The organism is Luteimonas notoginsengisoli (assembly GCF_042648885.1).
Lineage (GTDB): Bacteria > Pseudomonadota > Gammaproteobacteria > Xanthomonadales > Xanthomonadaceae > Luteimonas > Luteimonas notoginsengisoli.
The window spans coordinates 256,936-273,360 of record NZ_JBHRYF010000008.1 but is presented as its reverse complement, the minus strand read 5'-3'; the positions used below and the strand labels follow the sequence as shown (position 1 = coordinate 273,360).

Annotated in this window: 8 protein-coding genes; 4 read left to right on the top strand and 4 right to left on the bottom strand. The window is 62.7% G+C overall.

Annotated elements, in window-relative coordinates:
- Nucleotides 1-110 precede the first annotated feature (110 nt).
- Nucleotides 111-569, top strand: a complete 459-nt coding sequence (locus ACFOM9_RS09155; RefSeq protein WP_449284265.1) for an REP-associated tyrosine transposase — start codon at nt 111-113, stop codon at nt 567-569.
- A 97-nt stretch (nt 570-666) separates the two neighbouring features.
- Here the strand turns inward: ACFOM9_RS09155 and ACFOM9_RS09150 are convergent, their stop codons facing one another.
- The 3 genes from ACFOM9_RS09150 to ACFOM9_RS09140 form a co-directional block, all read right to left on the bottom strand.
- Nucleotides 667-1,008, bottom strand: coding sequence for a response regulator (locus ACFOM9_RS09150; RefSeq protein WP_386709322.1), 342 nt, complete (start codon nt 1,006-1,008; stop codon nt 667-669).
- A gap of 105 nt (nt 1,009-1,113) precedes the next feature.
- Nucleotides 1,114-1,554 carry a response regulator gene (locus ACFOM9_RS09145; RefSeq protein WP_386709319.1) on the bottom strand — a complete coding sequence of 147 codons (441 nt, stop codon included), beginning with the start codon at nt 1,552-1,554 and terminating at the stop codon, nt 1,114-1,116.
- A complete protein-coding gene (locus ACFOM9_RS09140) occupies nt 1,551-3,350 on the bottom strand; it encodes a sensor histidine kinase (protein WP_386709316.1) in 1,800 nt (599 codons plus the stop codon). Before ACFOM9_RS09140 ends, ACFOM9_RS09145 begins: the two co-directional genes overlap by 4 nt.
- A gap of 233 nt (nt 3,351-3,583) precedes the next feature.
- Between ACFOM9_RS09140 and aceE the strand changes: the two genes are divergently transcribed.
- The 3 genes from aceE to ACFOM9_RS09125 all read left to right on the top strand — a co-directional run bounded on the left by aceE (nt 3,584) and on the right by ACFOM9_RS09125 (nt 14,347).
- Entirely contained in the window at nt 3,584-6,274 is a 2,691-nt protein-coding gene (gene aceE, locus ACFOM9_RS09135) for a pyruvate dehydrogenase (acetyl-transferring), homodimeric type (RefSeq protein WP_386709313.1), read from the top strand.
- A 577-nt stretch (nt 6,275-6,851) separates the two neighbouring features.
- Nucleotides 6,852-11,099 (top strand): hypothetical protein, encoded by a 4,248-nt coding sequence (locus tag ACFOM9_RS09130; protein ID WP_386709310.1) that lies wholly within the window; start codon nt 6,852-6,854, stop codon nt 11,097-11,099.
- A gap of 14 nt (nt 11,100-11,113) precedes the next feature.
- Nucleotides 11,114-14,347, top strand: coding sequence for an RHS repeat domain-containing protein (locus tag ACFOM9_RS09125; RefSeq protein ID WP_386709307.1), 3,234 nt, complete (start codon nt 11,114-11,116; stop codon nt 14,345-14,347).
- A 798-nt stretch (nt 14,348-15,145) separates the two neighbouring features.
- Here the strand turns inward: ACFOM9_RS09125 and ACFOM9_RS09120 are convergent.
- Nucleotides 15,146-16,237, bottom strand: coding sequence for an IS3 family transposase (locus tag ACFOM9_RS09120; protein ID WP_386709305.1), 1,092 nt, complete (start codon nt 16,235-16,237; stop codon nt 15,146-15,148).
- Nucleotides 16,238-16,425 lie beyond the last annotated feature (188 nt).

Here is a 16,425-nt window from a genome sequence, read left to right as displayed (position 1 = left end):
AAAGGCTCGCGGCTGAAGCCGCTCCTACATGCGAGACAGCGGTATTCCCCTACGCCACATCGTGGTTTCGGCCGATTCAAGCGCGCAAGCCTCTCCCACAGGCTGGTTGCATGAGGTCAGGACACGAAGCGCTGCGTCGGGGAAGATGGTCCGAACCGGGTCGGATCTATCTGTTGACGTTCACGACGGCCCGCAGGCAACCGCATTTCTTCGTTTGGTCGGTCGCGTCCGACGCCGCCAGGCTGATGGCAGGATCACAGCTTTGGCGAAAGAACAGGCTGCTCGCATGGGTGTTGATGCCGGACCATTGGCATGGATTGGTCGAGCTCGGGGACGACATGGCGCTGGCCGATTGTGCCGGCCGACTCAAGGGCGCGAGCGCGCGTCATCTACGACAGCGACATCCGGCGCTCGGCGGCATTTGGGCGCCGGGATACCACGACCATGCGCTCCGCAAGGAAGAGGACCTGCTTCCCGTAGCCCGTTATCTCGTCATGAATCCGGTTCGCGCGGGCCTGGTGTCCAAGCCCGGCAACTACCCGTTCTGGGGCGCGGTATGGCTCGAGTAGTCCCTGTAGGAGCGGCTTCAGCCGCGAGCTTTTGACTTTTCCGTTCCGGAATCCGAAAAGCTCGCGGCTGAAGCCGCTCCTACAAAAAGCTTCGGACTCAATCCCCCAACAATTCCCGCACCAGCCCCGGCAGCGCGTGCAGGTCGTGCTTCAGCAGCACGCCGTCCACGGCGGGGAGCCTGGCGTCTTCGCGGAGGGCGCCGGTGAGGAACACGAAGCGCGCCTGGGGCGCGCGCTCGCGGACGATGGCCAGGGCGCGGGCGCCGTCGAAGCCGGGCATGTTGAGGTCCGACAGCACCAGATGGGGGATCGCGCGGTCCAGCGCCGCGAGCAGCGAGGCTTCGCTGTCGGCGCGCGCGAAGTCGGCGGGGATGCCGGCGGCGCGCAGTTCGATCATCGTCAGCTCGGCATCGTCGGCGCAGTCGTCGACCAGCAGCACGCGCCAAGGCGGCGAAGGTGGGCGCGTGGGGAGCGCTTCCGTTCCTTCCTTGCTTCCGGCAGCGGTGGGTCGAAGAGGATCGGTCTTCGACATCGCCACCGAACCTCAGGGATCCTGCGGCGCTTCGTTGAATACGGCCCAGAACCTGCCGAGCGTCTTCACCGCCTCGAAGAACTGGTCCACGTCCACCGGCTTGACCACGTACGCGTTCACGCCCAGGTCCCAGCTGCGGGCCAGGTCGCTTTCCTCGCGCGAGGACGACAGGATCACCACCGGCAGACGCTTGAGGTGGGCGTGCTGGCGCAGCTGCGTGAGCACTTCGAGGCCGTCCATGCGCGGCATCTTGATGTCCAGCAGCAGCACCGCCGGGTCGCCCTCGGGGCGGTCGGCGAAGCGGCCCCGCCGCAGCAGGTAGTCCAGCGCCTCGACGCCGTCCTCCACGTGCACGATCGGATTGACCAGGTTGGCATCGCGCAGGGCGTCGAGCGCCATCTCGGCGTCGTGGGGGCTGTCTTCGGCGAGCAGGATGGTGCGGATGGTGCTCATGCGGTGGGCGTGCTCTTGCTGGTGGGTTCCAGGTTGCCTGGAAGGGTGAAGTGGAAGGTGGCGCCTTTGCCGGGTTCGGATTCTGCCCAAATGCGCCCCTCATGGCGCGTGATGACGCGCTTGACGCTGGCCAGGCCGATGCCAGTGCCGGAGAACTCCGAGGCCGCGTGCAGCCGCTGGAACACGCCGAACAGCTTGCCGGCGTAGGCCATGTCGAAGCCGGCGCCGTTGTCGCGAATGCTGAACCGATGACTGCCATCGGCCTCGTGGTCGTGGCTGACCTCGATCACCGCCGGCTCGCTGCGCGCGCTGTACTTGACCGCGTTGCCCAGCAGGTTGAGCCACACCTGCCGCAGCATGTTCTCGTCGGCCACCAAGACCGGCATCGGGCCGATCCGCCAGTGGATCACATGGTCCGGGTTGTCGGCGTGGGCGTTGGCGTCGAGCATCGAGCGGGTGTCGTGGATCATCGACTGCAGGTCCACGACCTGCGGCCGCAGCGCGCTGCGACCCAGGCGCGAATACACCAGCAGGTCGTCGATCAGCGCCGACATCCGCCGCGCCGAGCCGGAGATCACGTTGAGGTAATGGCGGCTCTTGTCGTCGATGTCGTCGCCCAACTGCCGCCCGAGCTTGTCGGCGAAGCCGGCGATGTGGCGCAGCGGCGCGCGCAGGTCGTGCGAGACCGAATAGCTGAACGCCTCCAGCTCGCGGTTGACATCCGACACCTGCTCCACCTTGCCTTCGAGCTGGCGGTTGAGCTCGCGAATCTGCAGCTCGCTGGCCTTCTGCGAGGTGATGTCGCTGGCGGTGATCAGCACCGCGTCGTCCTCGCTGTCGGGCAGCGACATGCGGCGCGCGTTGATCAGCATCACCCGCTCGAAGCCGTCGGCGGTTTCCTGGCGGCGCTGGAAGTCCCACAGTTCGCGGTCGCGCGCCATCACGTCACCAAGCCGGCGCAGGGTTTCCTCGTCGTTCCACGCCCCGCCGCCGACCTCGGCCAGCAGCGCGCCGGTCGCGTCGCCTTCGATGCCGAACAGCTCGGCGAACGCCGCGTTGTGCATCACCACGCGCAGCCCGGCGTCGGCCAGCACGATCGGTTCGCGCACGGTATCGAGCACCACCGCCGCGCGCGCACTGGCGCGGCGGGTGGAGCGCTCGGCCGACAGTCGCCCGGCGATCTGGCGGCTGGCGAAGAACGTCACCGTGCCCAGCAGCGCCAGCTGCGCCAGCATCGCGCCCCAGCGCAGCAGTTCGGCGCGGCTGCGGGTGCGGTCGGAAGCCGCGACGCGCTGCGCCAGCAGCTTGCGCTCCTCGGCAACCATTTCCGCGACGATGCCGCGGATCGGGAAGCGCGTGACCAGCGCTTCGACGCCCGCCGCGGACACGCCGTCCTGTTCGCCGCGCATGACTTCGGCCATGCGCTGTTCGACGTTGGCGCGCAGATGGCCGACCCGCACCTGCTGCCCCGGGTTGTCGCGGGTCAGGGCCTGCAGCGTATCCAGGGCCGGCGCGATCCGCATGCGGCTCTCCTCGAGCCGGGCCGGCAGCTCCGCGTCCTCCACCCCGGCGGCGGTCGCCAGCACCGCCGACTCCACGTTGCGCACGTCGTAGGCCAGCGCGTAGGCCTGCGCCTCGACCTGCTGCGAGTGGTTGACCTGCTCCAGGGCCGCGATACTTTCGATGGCGGCCGTGCGCAGCAGCACCGCCGGCACCACCACGATCAGCGCGACCGCCAGCAGCAGCAGCGCCAGGCGCCACTTGGGGGTCGGTTCGGGTCGACGACTGTGGGGCATGCGCTACGCCTGGACGAGGAAAGGGGCGAACGCCCACGCGTCCACGGCTCCCCCCGGCGCGATGATGGCGGTGGCACCGGCCAATCGCAACCGCTCCGCGCTCCGCGGCGTGGCCGGGTACAGCCCGCCGCGGAAACGCTGCGGGCCGGCCGGCGCGCAGGACCGCCCTGATAGAATGGAGGCTCTAATCCACGACCACTGCGCGGCCAGCGGGCCGCGGCGGAGCGCGCACCATGAACTGGCTCAACGAAGTCCTCGTCAACGATCCCGATCCGGCCGAATCCCAGGAGTGGTTCGAATCGCTCAAGGCCGTCATCGACCGCGAGGGCCCCGCGCGTGCGCACCAGCTGCTCAACGGCATGGTCGAGCTCACCCGCCGTGCCGGCGCCCACCTGCCGTTCGCGCCGACCACCGAATACATCAACACCATCCCGCCGGGCCAGGAAGCCAAGTCCCCCGGCGACTCGCAGATGGAATGGCGGATCCGCTCGCTGATCCGCTGGAACGCAATGGCCATGGTCGCCCGCGCCAACCGCAAGCCCGGCGACCTCGGCGGCCACATCGCCACGTTCGGCTCGTCGGCGACGCTCTATGACGTCGGCTTCAACCACTTCTGGCGCGCGCCCAGCGACGAGCACCCGGGCGACCTGCTCTACATCCAGGGCCACGGCTCGCCTGGCGTGTATGCGCGCTCGTTCCTCGAAGGCCGCATCAGCGAATCGCAGATCGACAACTTCCGCATGGAAGTCGACGGCCGCGGGGTCAGTTCCTACCCGCATCCGTGGCTGATGCCCGACTACTGGCAGACCGCCACCGTCAGCATGGGCCTCGGCCCGATCGCCGCGATCTACCAGGCGCGCAACTTCAAGTACCTCGAAGGCCGCGGCCTGATGCCGAAGACCGACCGCAAGGTGTGGTGCTTCCTCGGCGACGGCGAGACCGACGAGCCCGAGAGCCTGGGCGCGATTTCCGTCGCCGGCCGCGAGGGCCTGGACAACCTGGTGTTCGTCATCAACTGCAACCTGCAGCGGTTGGATGGCCCAGTGCGCGGCAACGGCAAGATCATCCAGGAACTCGAGGGCCAGTTCCGCGGCGCCGGCTGGAACGTCATCAAGACCATCTGGGGCAGCTACTGGGATCCGCTGCTGGCGCGCGACACCAGCGGCAAGCTGCGCCAGCTGATGATGGAAACCGTCGACGGCGAATACCAGAACTGCAAGGCCTTCGGCGGCGCCTACACGCGCGAACATTTCTTCGGCAAGTATCCCGAGACCGCGGCGCTGGTCGCCAACCTGTCCGACGACGACATCTGGCGCCTCAACCGCGGCGGCCACGACCCGCACAAGGTCTACGCCGCCTACCACGAGGCGGTGCACACCCAGGGCATGCCGACCGTGGTGCTGGCCAAGACCGTCAAGGGCTACGGCATGGGCGCGGCCGGCGAGTCGCTCAACCCCACCCACAACACCAAGAAGATGGACGACGAGGACGTGCGCGCGTTCCGCGACCGCTTCCAGATCCCGGTCAGCGACAAGCAGCTCGAAGACCATCAGATCCCGTTCTACCACCCCGGCGAGAAGTCGCCGGAAGTCGAGTACATGCAGGAGCGCCGCCGCGCCCTGGGCGGCTACCTGCCGCAGCGCCGCCGCAAGGCCAGCACATCGCTGGCGGTGCCTGCGCTTGCCACTTTCGACCGCCTGCTCAAGTCCACCGGCGAGCGCGAGATCAGCACCACGATGGCCTTCGTGCAGATGCTCAACATCGCCCTGCGCGACAAGCAGGTCGGCCCGCGCCTGGTGCCGATCGTCGCCGACGAGGCGCGCACCTTCGGCATGGAAGGCATGTTCCGCCAGATCGGCATCTACGCCCCGCACGGGCAGAAGTACAAGCCGGTCGACGCCGACCAGCTGATGTACTACCGCGAGGACGCGGCGGGCCAGGTGCTGCAGGAAGGCATCACCGAGGCCGGCGCGTTCGCGTCGTGGCTCGCCTGCGCCACCAGCTACAGCACCAACGACCTGCAGCTGCTGCCGTTCTACATCTACTACTCGATGTTCGGCTTCCAGCGCATCGGCGACGCCGCCTGGCAGGCCGGCGACATGCGCGCGCGCGGCTTCCTGCTCGGCGCGACCGCCGGCCGCACCACGCTCAACGGCGAGGGCCTGCAGCACGAGGACGGCCAGAGCATGGTCCAGGCCGGGCTGATCCCCAACGTGCGCAGCTACGACCCGGCTTTCAGCTACGAGGTGGTGACCATCGTCCAGCACGGCATGCAGCGCATGCTCGCCGAGCAGCACGACGAGTACTGGTACCTCACCCTGATGAACGAGAACTACGCCCACCCGGAGATGCCCGAAGGCAGCGCCGAGGGCATCCTCAAGGGCATGTACCTGTTCAAGGACGCCGGCAAGCCGAAGAAGGGCGAGCACCGCGTGCAGCTGATGGGCTCGGGCACCATCCTGCGCGAAGTGATCGCCGCGGCCGACCTGCTCGACAAGGACTTCGGCGTGACCGCCGACATCTGGTCGTGCCCCAGCTTCAACGAGCTCGCGCGCGACGGCCAGGCCGCCGAACGCCACAACCGCTTCCACCCCGAAGCCAAGACCCCGCGCAAGGCGTACATCACCCAGCAGCTCGAAGGCCGCCAGGGCCCGGCCATCGTCGCCACCGACTACATCCGCGCCTACCCCGAACAGGTCCGCGCGTTCGTGCCGATGCACTACACCGTGCTCGGCACCGATGGCTACGGCCGCAGCGACACCCGCGCCAACTTGCGCAGGCACTTCGAAGTGGACCGCTTCCACGTCGCCCAGGCCGCGATCGCGGGGCTGGCGGCGGAAGGCAAGATGACGGCAAAGGATGTCGCGCGGGCGATCAAGCTGTACAAGATCGATGCGGAGAAGCCGAATCCGCTCCACGTCTGAGGGTTGCATTTCCATTCGACGCATGCGGGTGAATGCCCGAATGAGATGACGAGGGGCGGCCGAATGGCCGCCCTTCTTGCTGCAGCACTTTAGACCAGCTACGCGGGAGCTTCACTCCAGGAATCCCGCGATTCGCAGACATCAAGGGCCAGCCATTGCACTGACCCGCGTTAGCCAGGAATTTTTCCTAGATCGAAAGCCACGCAAAGGACATCCAATTCATAGTCAAATGGCCACCAGCACCAAAAGGAATGGCTGGGGAACCGTCATGCGCAACTTGGGAGGCGCTCGCGGGAGCTTTCATTGAACTGGTGCGCTTCGCAGTGCAAGTAGCGGCTCGGGAAGGGTGTGTCTTGTGTGGGCTTGGCCGATAACTCGGAGGTCGGGCAAGGGGTGTCCGCAGCAGTAATTCGCGCGGGCAGAAGTTTTGAGTTCGACCTCCAGCTTTGAAGGGAACAGGGGATCCAGAATGCAAGGTTTCTTGATTCGCGATGATTCGTCGCGTTCCAAACTGTCGCGCGCAACTCCGTTGTTCAGCGGACCGTGGCTGACGAAACATCCGCATTGGAGTCATTCGATGCGCATCGCGTTCGGGACGCTCCTCCTCTTGGGCATGGGCGGATGGCACCAAGAAGCCGGAGCGCAAGGGACGGTCCGATTCGATCAGAAGTACACCGAGACCATCCAGAAGAGCTCCAGCATCGAGCCGCTGGGCACGGATTCCTTTGGTGACAGCATCGACTTGGCGAGCGGATCCGTGCAGTTCAGGTGGACTGATATCGATATCCCTGGCAACAGTTCGTTGCCGGTACGTTTGCAAAGAGCACTGCCGGTTGAAGATCGGATGTCTACCGGATCCTCGGATCTGATCGGCTTCGGCGTTTTCGGGATCCTCGATGTTCCCTACCTGAAAGGCGTGCATACCCCGGCGGGCTGGCAGGTGGCGGGAACGAATCCTAATGCGCGCTGCTCGGCTTACGGGACGCCGCCGCAAGGCACACCCTACATAAGCGCCTCAGACTACTGGAGTGGCAACTGGATGCACATTCCATGGGCTGGCGATCAATTGATGTTGCACTCCCCCGCACCCGTGCTGCCAAAGCCGGACGGTGGAACAACCATCATGACCAAGGACTTCTGGGCGTTCAAATGCTTGCCGGAAACAGAGAACGGCTATCCCGGAGAAGGCTTCATCGCAATCTCTCCTGGCGGCGAGAAATATCATTTCGATCATGTGGTCGTGAAATCGTACACGGGCCTCTCGAAGCGCTACGGCAACTACGCCCACACGACGAGTCGCATGGACAGGAAAATGGTCTATTTCCTCGTCAGCCGGATTGAAGATCGATTCGGAAATTGGGTCACGTACAAGTACAACGGAGAGAAGCTCGAAAAGATACTTGCAAGCGATGGCAGATTCATTCAGATCGACAGCTGGAATGGCGACAAGGTCGGTACAGTGTCGTCAAGCGTCGGCACATGGACCTACTCATATCCCAGCGACAACTCGATTGTCGTCGCACTGCCGGATGGCTCTCACTGGCGTGCAACCTCGACGGGCGCCCTGGAGGTACAGCCAACTCCGTCACTTCCTCTGTACGAAGGCGATGCCGGTGGCCCTGTGCCTCGATGTCCCGCGCCGGAGGGGTCCACAGGCGGTTACACCATCGCCATAACGCTGCCGTCGGGGGCAACCGCGACCTATGACTTTGCAGTTCAACGTCACTTCCAAAGCAACGTTCCCAAGCTTTGCAATACCTTCATAGACGAAGGGCTGATGTCGTATAGATATCTGACGATTCCCAACTTCAACGATTCATTGACGCTGGTATCAAAAACCATCGTTGGCCCGGGTTTGCCGGCGATGCAATGGACCTACAACTACTACGGAGGGGGCGGGCTCGCATTTGAAGAAGTGTGCGCTGATCCGCCGACAGAGTTTGCCTGCCCAGCCACGAAATCCACTGTTGTGCTAGGGCCGGAAAATTCGTACGAAAGACGCACGTTCGGAAACATGTACAAACGCAACGCCGGCCAGCTCCTGATGGTCGAAGAAGGTTACCAGACGCCACAGGGGCGTGTGGTTCAACGGACCACCCTCAACACCTACGTGGCGGATGGCGACCTGGAGGGTCAGCCATTCCCGAAGATCGTCGGTTCGCCGGGTTCCGCGAGAATGGACGAAGTGATGCAAGCAGGGTTGCGGCCCTTGCGTCGCCGGGACATCGTTCAAGACGAGGCCGTCTTCACTCGACAGGTCACATCCTTCGATGTGTTCGGACGGCCCATCGAGATCGTCAAGTCATCAGCGGTTGCGACCTTGGGTTCGACCCCAGGGGGCGTGAACTTGCCGCCCGCGGACGTGCCCTCGATTCTTGTTCCTTCGAGCAGCAATACCGGGTCATACGCAGTTGGCTGGAACAGCGTGTCCGGAGCAGACACGTACGAATTGCGTGAGCGAGGTGAAGGCGGGGTGTGGTCTGCTTTCCCGGAGACGTCTGGACTGTCAAGGCCAATTAGTGGAAAGGGGAATGGCAATTGGAGCTATGCCGTACGCGCTTGTGCCAGCGCCGGCTGCACGTCGTGGTCCGCGTCCGCATCAATCTCGGTCGCGCTAGCGCCGGCATTTCCACCAGATCTGGTTGTTCCTTCCAGCAGTTCGTCGGGCAGCTATTCCATCACGTGGAGCGCAGTGAGTGGCGCGACTTCCTACCAGCTGCGGGAACGGCTCAATAGCGATGCGTGGCAAACCCCGGTTTCAGCGACCAGCCCCACTTCGATCACCGGAAGGTCATCGGGGACGTGGGGGTACAGCGCCGCTGCGTGCAACGACAACGGATGCTCGGACTGGTCAATTCCCGAAGCAGTCGTGGTGACTCTCTCCCCGGCTTCACCTCCAGACCTTGTGGTTCCTGCCGCCAGTTCGACGGGGGACTTTTCCATCACCTGGAATGCCGTCAGCGGTGCAACCTCCTACAAGCTGCGGGAACGGCTGAACGGTGGCGCGTGGAGAACCCCGACTTCGGTAACCAGTCCCACATCAATCGCCGATAAAGCGTCAGGGACATGGGGATACAGCGCCGCGGCGTGCAACGTGGGCGGGTGCTCGGATTGGTCCTTGCCCGTGACAGTCGTGGTGACCCTCCCTCCGTCCTTGCCGCCCGACCTTGTGGTCCCTGCCGCCAGTTCGACGGGCGACTTTTCCATCACCTGGAATGCCGTCAGCGGTGCAACCTCCTACAAGCTGCGGGAACGGCTGAACGGCGGTGCGTGGAAAACCCCGACTTCGGCAACGAGTCCCACACCGATCACCGATAGGGCGTCAGGAACATGGGGGTACAGTGCCGCGGCGTGCAACGTGGGCGGGTGCTCGGACTGGTCCCTTCCCGAGACGGTCGTGGTGACTCTCCCCCCGGCTTCGCCTCCAGACCTGGTGGTCCCTGCCGCCAGTTCGACGGGGGACTTTCCCATCACGTGGACTCCGGTCAGCGGTGCGACTTCCTACAAGCTGCGGGAGCGGCTCAACGACGGGGCGTGGAAAGCCCCGACTTCGGCAACCAGCCCCACGTCGATCACCGGCAAGACGTCAGGGGCATGGGGGTACAGCGCCGCAGCGTGCAACGTGGGCGGGTGCTCGGACTGGTCCCTCCCCGAGACGGTCGTGGTGACTCTCCCACCGGCTTCGCCTCCAGACGTGGTGGTTCCAGCCACGAACGCTACGGGCAACTACCTCCTCACCTGGAGTGCAGTCAGTGGCGCGACCTATTACAAGCTCCGCGAACAGCTTAACGGCGGGTCCTGGACAACCACGGACCCCGCCGTACCGAAGATGCTCACCGGAAGGGTGTCGGGAACATGGGGATATAGCGCCGCGGCATGCAATGTCGGAGGTTGCTCGGGCTGGTCCCTCCCCGCCGACATAGTCGTAGTGACTCTCCCACCCGCGTCCGCGCCAATCCTCACGGCGCCCGATGCCAGTTATACCGGCGCGTTCTCCGTCAGCTGGACTGCAGTGGCGACTGCCAACCGGTACGAATTGCGTGAGCAATCCAACGCCGGGTCGTGGACGACCATACAGAACGGAACCGCCAGGAGCCGATCCATCAGCGGCAAGGGGAGCGCAACCTGGGGATACTCGGCAAGAGCCTGCTTCAATACTTCCTGCTCCGCGTGGTCCACACCGGCCAAGGCAGTGGCGGTAACTTTGCCACCGACTGGTGATGAGCCAGCGTTGACTGCTCCCGCCACCAGCTCGACAGGCTCCTACACTGTCAGTTGGACTGCCGTTCCCGGAGCAACCCGCTATGAGTTGGACAAGGCGGAAAACTCCGGCGCGTGGGCGAAATTCCAGGATGCCGCATCACGCAGCAAGGCGGTGTCAGGTCAGAAATCCGGAAACTATCTGTATCGAGTGAGGGCGTGCAACGTAGCCGGTTGTGCTGCCTATTCGTCCAGCAAGAATGTGGCGGTCACATTGCCAATGGCAACTGCAACGATTTCAGCCAGTGTGCCGATGCAACCGGACCTGCCTTACTCGGTGTCGTGGACTGCAGTACCCAATGCGGCCAGGTACGAACTGGAACAGACTCGAACGCGAGTTGCGGTTCAGACAATCAGTATCGTTTACACGGGAAGCGATCGACAGTACGTGCTGCCCGCAGCCATGCCGGGCACCACATACAGTTATCGGGTAAGAGCCTGCGACTTGATGAGTTGTGGTGCCTATTCTGCAAGCAAGGGGTTCACTGTCCCGAGCACTGGTCCGGGGCCTGGTGGTCCAGGTGTTCCTGATGGGGTGACGCCGGAGTCAGGGGAAGATCAATGACTGGAACATCACGGATGCAGATCGGTTTGAAGGCGTCGGGTGGCAAGTTCCTGCGTGCCGGATTCGTCGGTGTCGCAGGACTCTTCTCCACCTTTGCGTGTCTGGCCCAGACCTATAGCCAGACCGAAGTAATCACATACTCGGACAACACCTCCAAATGGGTGCTGGGGCAGGTGGCCAGGTCCACCGTTGACGGGAGCGTTGTCTCGGAAGTTGAATTCAACTCCAATGCTCAGCCCAAAACCTTCAAGTCCTTCGGCAAGCTGCAGCAGTCCTTGACCTACCATGCCGATGGCAATGTAGCAACGGTCACCGATGGCAACAACAACGTAACCACGCTGGGCGGCTGGACGCGCGGGATCCCGCGGTCGATCGAGTTCGAAGATGGCAGCTCGCGCGCAGCCACGGTGGATGGGGTCAAGGGGTGGCTCACTTCCGTCACGGATGAGCTCGGTTACACGACCAGCTATACGTACGATCCGATGGGCAGGCTGGCCACTATTGCCTATCCGGCAGAAGACAGCGGTCCCTGGAAGGAAACAACGCAGCTGTTTGAGCTCGTCAACGGAATGGAGTACGGCATTCAGGCCGGACACTGGCGTCAAACCGTTGCGACTGGCGATGGAAAGAAGCTGACGTACTTTGACGCTCTGTGGCGCCCCTTGCTCGTCCACGAATATGACGCGGCCGACAAATCCGGAACGCAACGATTCCAGCGTTTCGCGTATGACCCTGAGGGGCATGTGATCTTCGCGTCGTATCCCGGCGTCAGCCATGAGGTCGATACCGGTACATGGACCGAATATGACTCGTTGGGCCGAACGACCGTCGTTTCCCAGGACTCCGAACTCGGTTTGCTGACGACCCTGACGGACTATCTGGACGGGTTCCAGACCAGAGTAACGGATGCCAAGGAAAATCAAACCACGACCGCCTACAGGGCGTACGACCAACCGACATTTCAATGGCCTGTCGGCATTGCCCATCCAGAAGGGGTTTACACCGAAATTACCCGGAATACTTTCGGTAATCCGCTCACGATGACGCGTCGCAATAGTGACGGCAGTGTCGCTCTGACCAGGAGCTACACTTACAACAACTTCCAGGAGCTGTGCCGCTCGTTGGACCCGGAGACTGGTGCCACCCTGAAGGGCTACGACGGGTTCGGTAACCTCGCCTGGTCGGCTTCGGGGCTGACGGCGGGCACGCCCTGCGAGGCAAGCGGCAATACGGCCGCCATCCTGGCTAGAAGAATCACGCGGACCTACGACGCACGGAACCGGCTAGAGACCCTGAGCTTTCCGGACGGCGAAGGCAACCAGACCTGGGATTACACACCTGATGGCTTGCCTAGCAGAATCGTTACCACGATGCTCAGCGACACCCACATAGTGACCAACCGGTACACCTACAACCGGCGCAGGCTGCTGGCGACCGAAACCCAGGAATTGACCGGTTGGGGTGCGCATACTCTCGCTCACACTTACGACGCCAATGGCCACTTGGCCAGTCTGATATATCCGGCGAGCTACCTGGGTTCGATAGTTGACTATGACCCCAATGCCCTGGGCCAACCGACGAAGGCCGGCATCTTCGCCAGCGACGTCACTTATCATCCAAACGGGGCAATCAAGGCGTTCACTTACGGTAATGGCCTGAAGCACACATTGACCCAGAACCCTCGTGGGCTGCCGGACACCAGTTGCGACTTCGCCAGCACCTGCAACACGGCCGCGGTGCTCAATGACGGTTACGACTACGATCGAAACGGCAACGTGATGTCGATCAGCGATGGCCGGGCCGATCACCCGGGCAACCGCACCATGACCTACGACGATTTGAACAGGCTGACCAGCACAGTCTCGTCAGACATGTTCGGAACTGCGACCTACACCTACGACGTGCTGGATAACCTGACTCGGGTGAGGGTGACCGGTGGCAACCGGATTCGTGATCATTACTACTGCTATGACGCCAAGTGGCAGCTGACCAACGTCAAGACCAATGGCTGCACGGGCGAGACGATCACGGGCCTTGGCTACGATTTGCAGGGTAATCTTGCTCAGCGCAATGAAGTGATCCACAAGTTCGATTACGGAAATCGGCTGCGTGAAGTGGTGAACCGGGAGAACCAGTACTGGTACGACGGCTTCGGACGTCGAGTCGCCTCGAACCGGCTGGTCAACGGGAGCGGCGTGCTGCGGTCGGTCTACGGCTTGGACGGCAAGTTGCTATTCACGCAGGATCAAGGCGAGGCCAAGCGCCGGGAGTACATCTACCTTGGCGGCAACCTCCTTGCCGAGCGAAGCCTGCCCAACAGTGGGGCTGCAACGCCGGTGAACATCCGGTATCAGCACACCGATGCGCTGGGGAGCCCGGTGGCGATCACCAACGAAAGCCAAATGGTGGTGGAGGAAACCAAGTACGAGCCTTACGGGTGGGCAGCCAATCGGTTGCCCCGGAATGGGCCCGGTTACACCGGTCATCACGAAGATGCGGCGACCGGATTGGTGTACATGCAGCAGCGCTACTACGATCCGATCTTAGGGAGGTTCCTATCGCGAGACCCGGTAAACGCAGATGCCAGTACCGGAGCGAATTTCAACGCCTATTGGTATGCGAACAATAATCCGTACAGATTTAGTGATCCGGACGGGCGGCAATCATGGGAAAAGATAAAAGAATTCATATTGCCAAGCACGACCGCACTAGGAAGCCGCGGTGAACCAGGAACAGCAGCGAGCAATCTGACTGGTGCTGCAAAGCAGGGATTCAATCAGTTGTCATCCGCCGCAGGGATGGCCTCTGGCAATCCAGCGGCGATGATAAATGCACCACAACTTCCGATCGCCAGTAACGAGTTGGCCGGAGCAGCGATTGTTGAAGTTGGGACTGCGGCTGCCGGTGCCTTCACAGGATTAGCAACAAGGGCAGGAAACCTTCCATCCAGATTTGGTGACTTAACAAAAGCCGAGGCGAAAGCCATTCAATCCGTGGTGAATCAAGCGGGTAGGCCATTGGATGTTGTTGGTTCCGCCGCATCCGGGACTAGACGGGGAGTAGGGACGGATCTACCCATCGGCAAGGGGCCAGGGACACGTAGCGATATTGATTACACCACAGCAGGTTCAAATTCGGGCAATTTCGATGGGTTGCAGCAAAATTTGCCCAGCTTGGCCCCGCATGGCATCTTGCAAGGCGCGCCGGACGCGGGCTTGCCATCAATCCGTTTCGAACCTAAACCGTAGGAGAACGATGTGCTTCGGCGATTCTGGTTCACCTTTGAGAACCTTCCTCCTTTTTCGCCGCTCTCGCTTGGTTGCGGTGTTACCGGGTATGACCAATCTGATGCATTGCAGTTACTTGCATCCACTGTTTTTGCCAAGTACCCCCAACTGAGGGTCGAGACCGTGATTGAGGATGTGGACGTGCGTAGTCTGGATCCAGGCCACGTATTGCCGAACATGGGAGTGACGGCGGTCCGAGGGGTCTGGTTTCCGTTAGGGTACTTCACGTGAAAGGTGGGGAAGCCGGTGGGCTAACAAGGTAGGGATTCTGCGATTCCCCGCGGTGGATCTTCATGCTGTCAGAGCATGACGTTGACGACAGTTTGACGAAGCGATCCCACGAAATAGGTTTGCGTCCATTTCCGCCTGCCCTTTAAGCACAGGACCCGCCGATGCAGGCCTTCATTGTTGAGGTTGTAGCCGCCGCTACTGGTGCGCGGCGATGACCGATCCCGAACTTCGGATTTGCCTCAGCGTCTGACCAGTGACCGCTCATGGTGGCGATGTGGGGACTTCAATCGATGCAAGGTATTCGGCCTGAATCCCTACAAGAACGCGCGTTCCTATGGGCGCGCTGGATATCATTGCCGGCGTCGGGTTCATCGCATACAGCACGTACAATCTGCCGACAGAGCCGAGCTGGACAGATGCGGCTGTGCTAGGGCGAATTCCAGTCGGCACAGCGTCGCCATTTGCGACCGGGTTGAATGCGGCCTGTCGCGCAGCATTCGATGGAGCAGTGCTGCTAGCGAAGTACGGCTAGCCCCGCCCGAGCCTCGCCAGCTGTGCGTACTGCACGGGACTCATCATGCCGAGCGACATATGCGGCCGCACTAGGTTGTACCGGATGCGCCAGTAGTCAAGCTGCCACTGGACTTGCTCGATGCTCTCGAATCGATAGCAGTTGAAGACTTCGGCGCGCATCGTTCGATGGACGCGCTCGACGCAGACGTTATCGATGGGGTGTCCGGGCCGCGCATACGCGAGCCTGGCTCCGTGACGACTTGCCCAGCGCAAGTACTCCAAGCCTTTGAACTCCGCTCCGTTGTCGCTTCGAATCTTCGCCGGCACGCGGCCGGCTAGGCGAGCAGCTTCCAACTCGTGCACGACAGCACGTGTGCTCGCGCGCGCCAGAACCTTGGTGAAGATGCACTCACGATTGAACTCGTCCACTCCATTGAGCACCCAGTAGCGCCGGCCATCCGACAGGGCATCCACCAGGAAATCGATGGACCATGTGGAGTCCGGTGCACCAGTGACACGTACGCGCCTGTCACATGGGCCAGGCAATCGCGTGGTCCGATTCCTGAAGTGCTTCGTGAGCCGCGCCTGCCGGTAGAGCATCTCGGCGTGGAAGCGGGTGCATCCTGACCCTTGCAGGAGGATCCGGAACATCTTGGGGAAGCCCTCGCCGGGGTTTTCGGTGAGATAGGCGCGCATCGTCGCGATCAGCGCGGCATCTCCCTGACGCACCGGTTTTATGGTGCCGGCAGTGGTCAGGCCCAGGATTTCGTTGGCGCGATGACGGCAGATCGGGTGTTGCGACCGGATGGCAGTTGCGAAAAGTGCGCGGCGACGGGGATTGGGTTCGAGCTGCCGGAAGAGGGACGCGGCAATCTTCACTTGCAGCCGAGCCAAGGCGAGACGGCGACGCAGCTTCTTCCGGGTGCGTTCGAGTTCCTTCACCCGTAGCAGCCATTCCTCGTCGAGTCCGATGTAGGGCCGCCACAGCGAAATCGTGGCCGGAGTGACGCCGTATTCCTTCGCTGCGGCGACGCCGGTCCCGCCGAGCTCCAGGGTGCGCAGGATGCGTGCGGCCTGGGCATAGGTCAGCTTTCGCGATCTGGCCATCGACATTCGCCATCACGGAGAAGCCAGTATGCGCCTGGAGGCGGGAGCAAGAATCCAGGATGGTGACATGCCTCAACAATCTCGAGGTCGGGTTGGCTGCAGATCCGATCGCTGGAAAACACGTGCGGCGTGTTCAACCTCTCGAGCACAAGGATGCCGAAGCATCACACGGGAGTCGCGTCATCTCC

Bases quoted from the DNA above. Each gene is read 5' to 3' on its own strand.
- ACFOM9_RS09125 (WP_386709307.1), top strand. From the start codon at position 11,114: ATGCAGATCGGTTTGAAGGCGTCGGGTGGCAAGTTCCTGCGTGCCGGA.
- aceE (WP_386709313.1), top strand. From the start codon at position 3,584: ATGAACTGGCTCAACGAAGTCCTCGTCAACGATCCCGATCCGGCCGAA.
- ACFOM9_RS09140 (WP_386709316.1), bottom strand. From the start codon at position 3,350: ATGCCCCACAGTCGTCGACCCGAACCGACCCCCAAGTGGCGCCTGGCG.
- ACFOM9_RS09130 (WP_386709310.1), top strand. From the start codon at position 6,852: ATGCGCATCGCGTTCGGGACGCTCCTCCTCTTGGGCATGGGCGGATGG.
- ACFOM9_RS09120 (WP_386709305.1), bottom strand. From the start codon at position 16,237: ATGGCCAGATCGCGAAAGCTGACCTATGCCCAGGCCGCACGCATCCTG.
- ACFOM9_RS09155 (WP_449284265.1), top strand. From the start codon at position 111: ATGAGGTCAGGACACGAAGCGCTGCGTCGGGGAAGATGGTCCGAACCG.
- ACFOM9_RS09145 (WP_386709319.1), bottom strand. From the start codon at position 1,554: ATGAGCACCATCCGCACCATCCTGCTCGCCGAAGACAGCCCCCACGAC.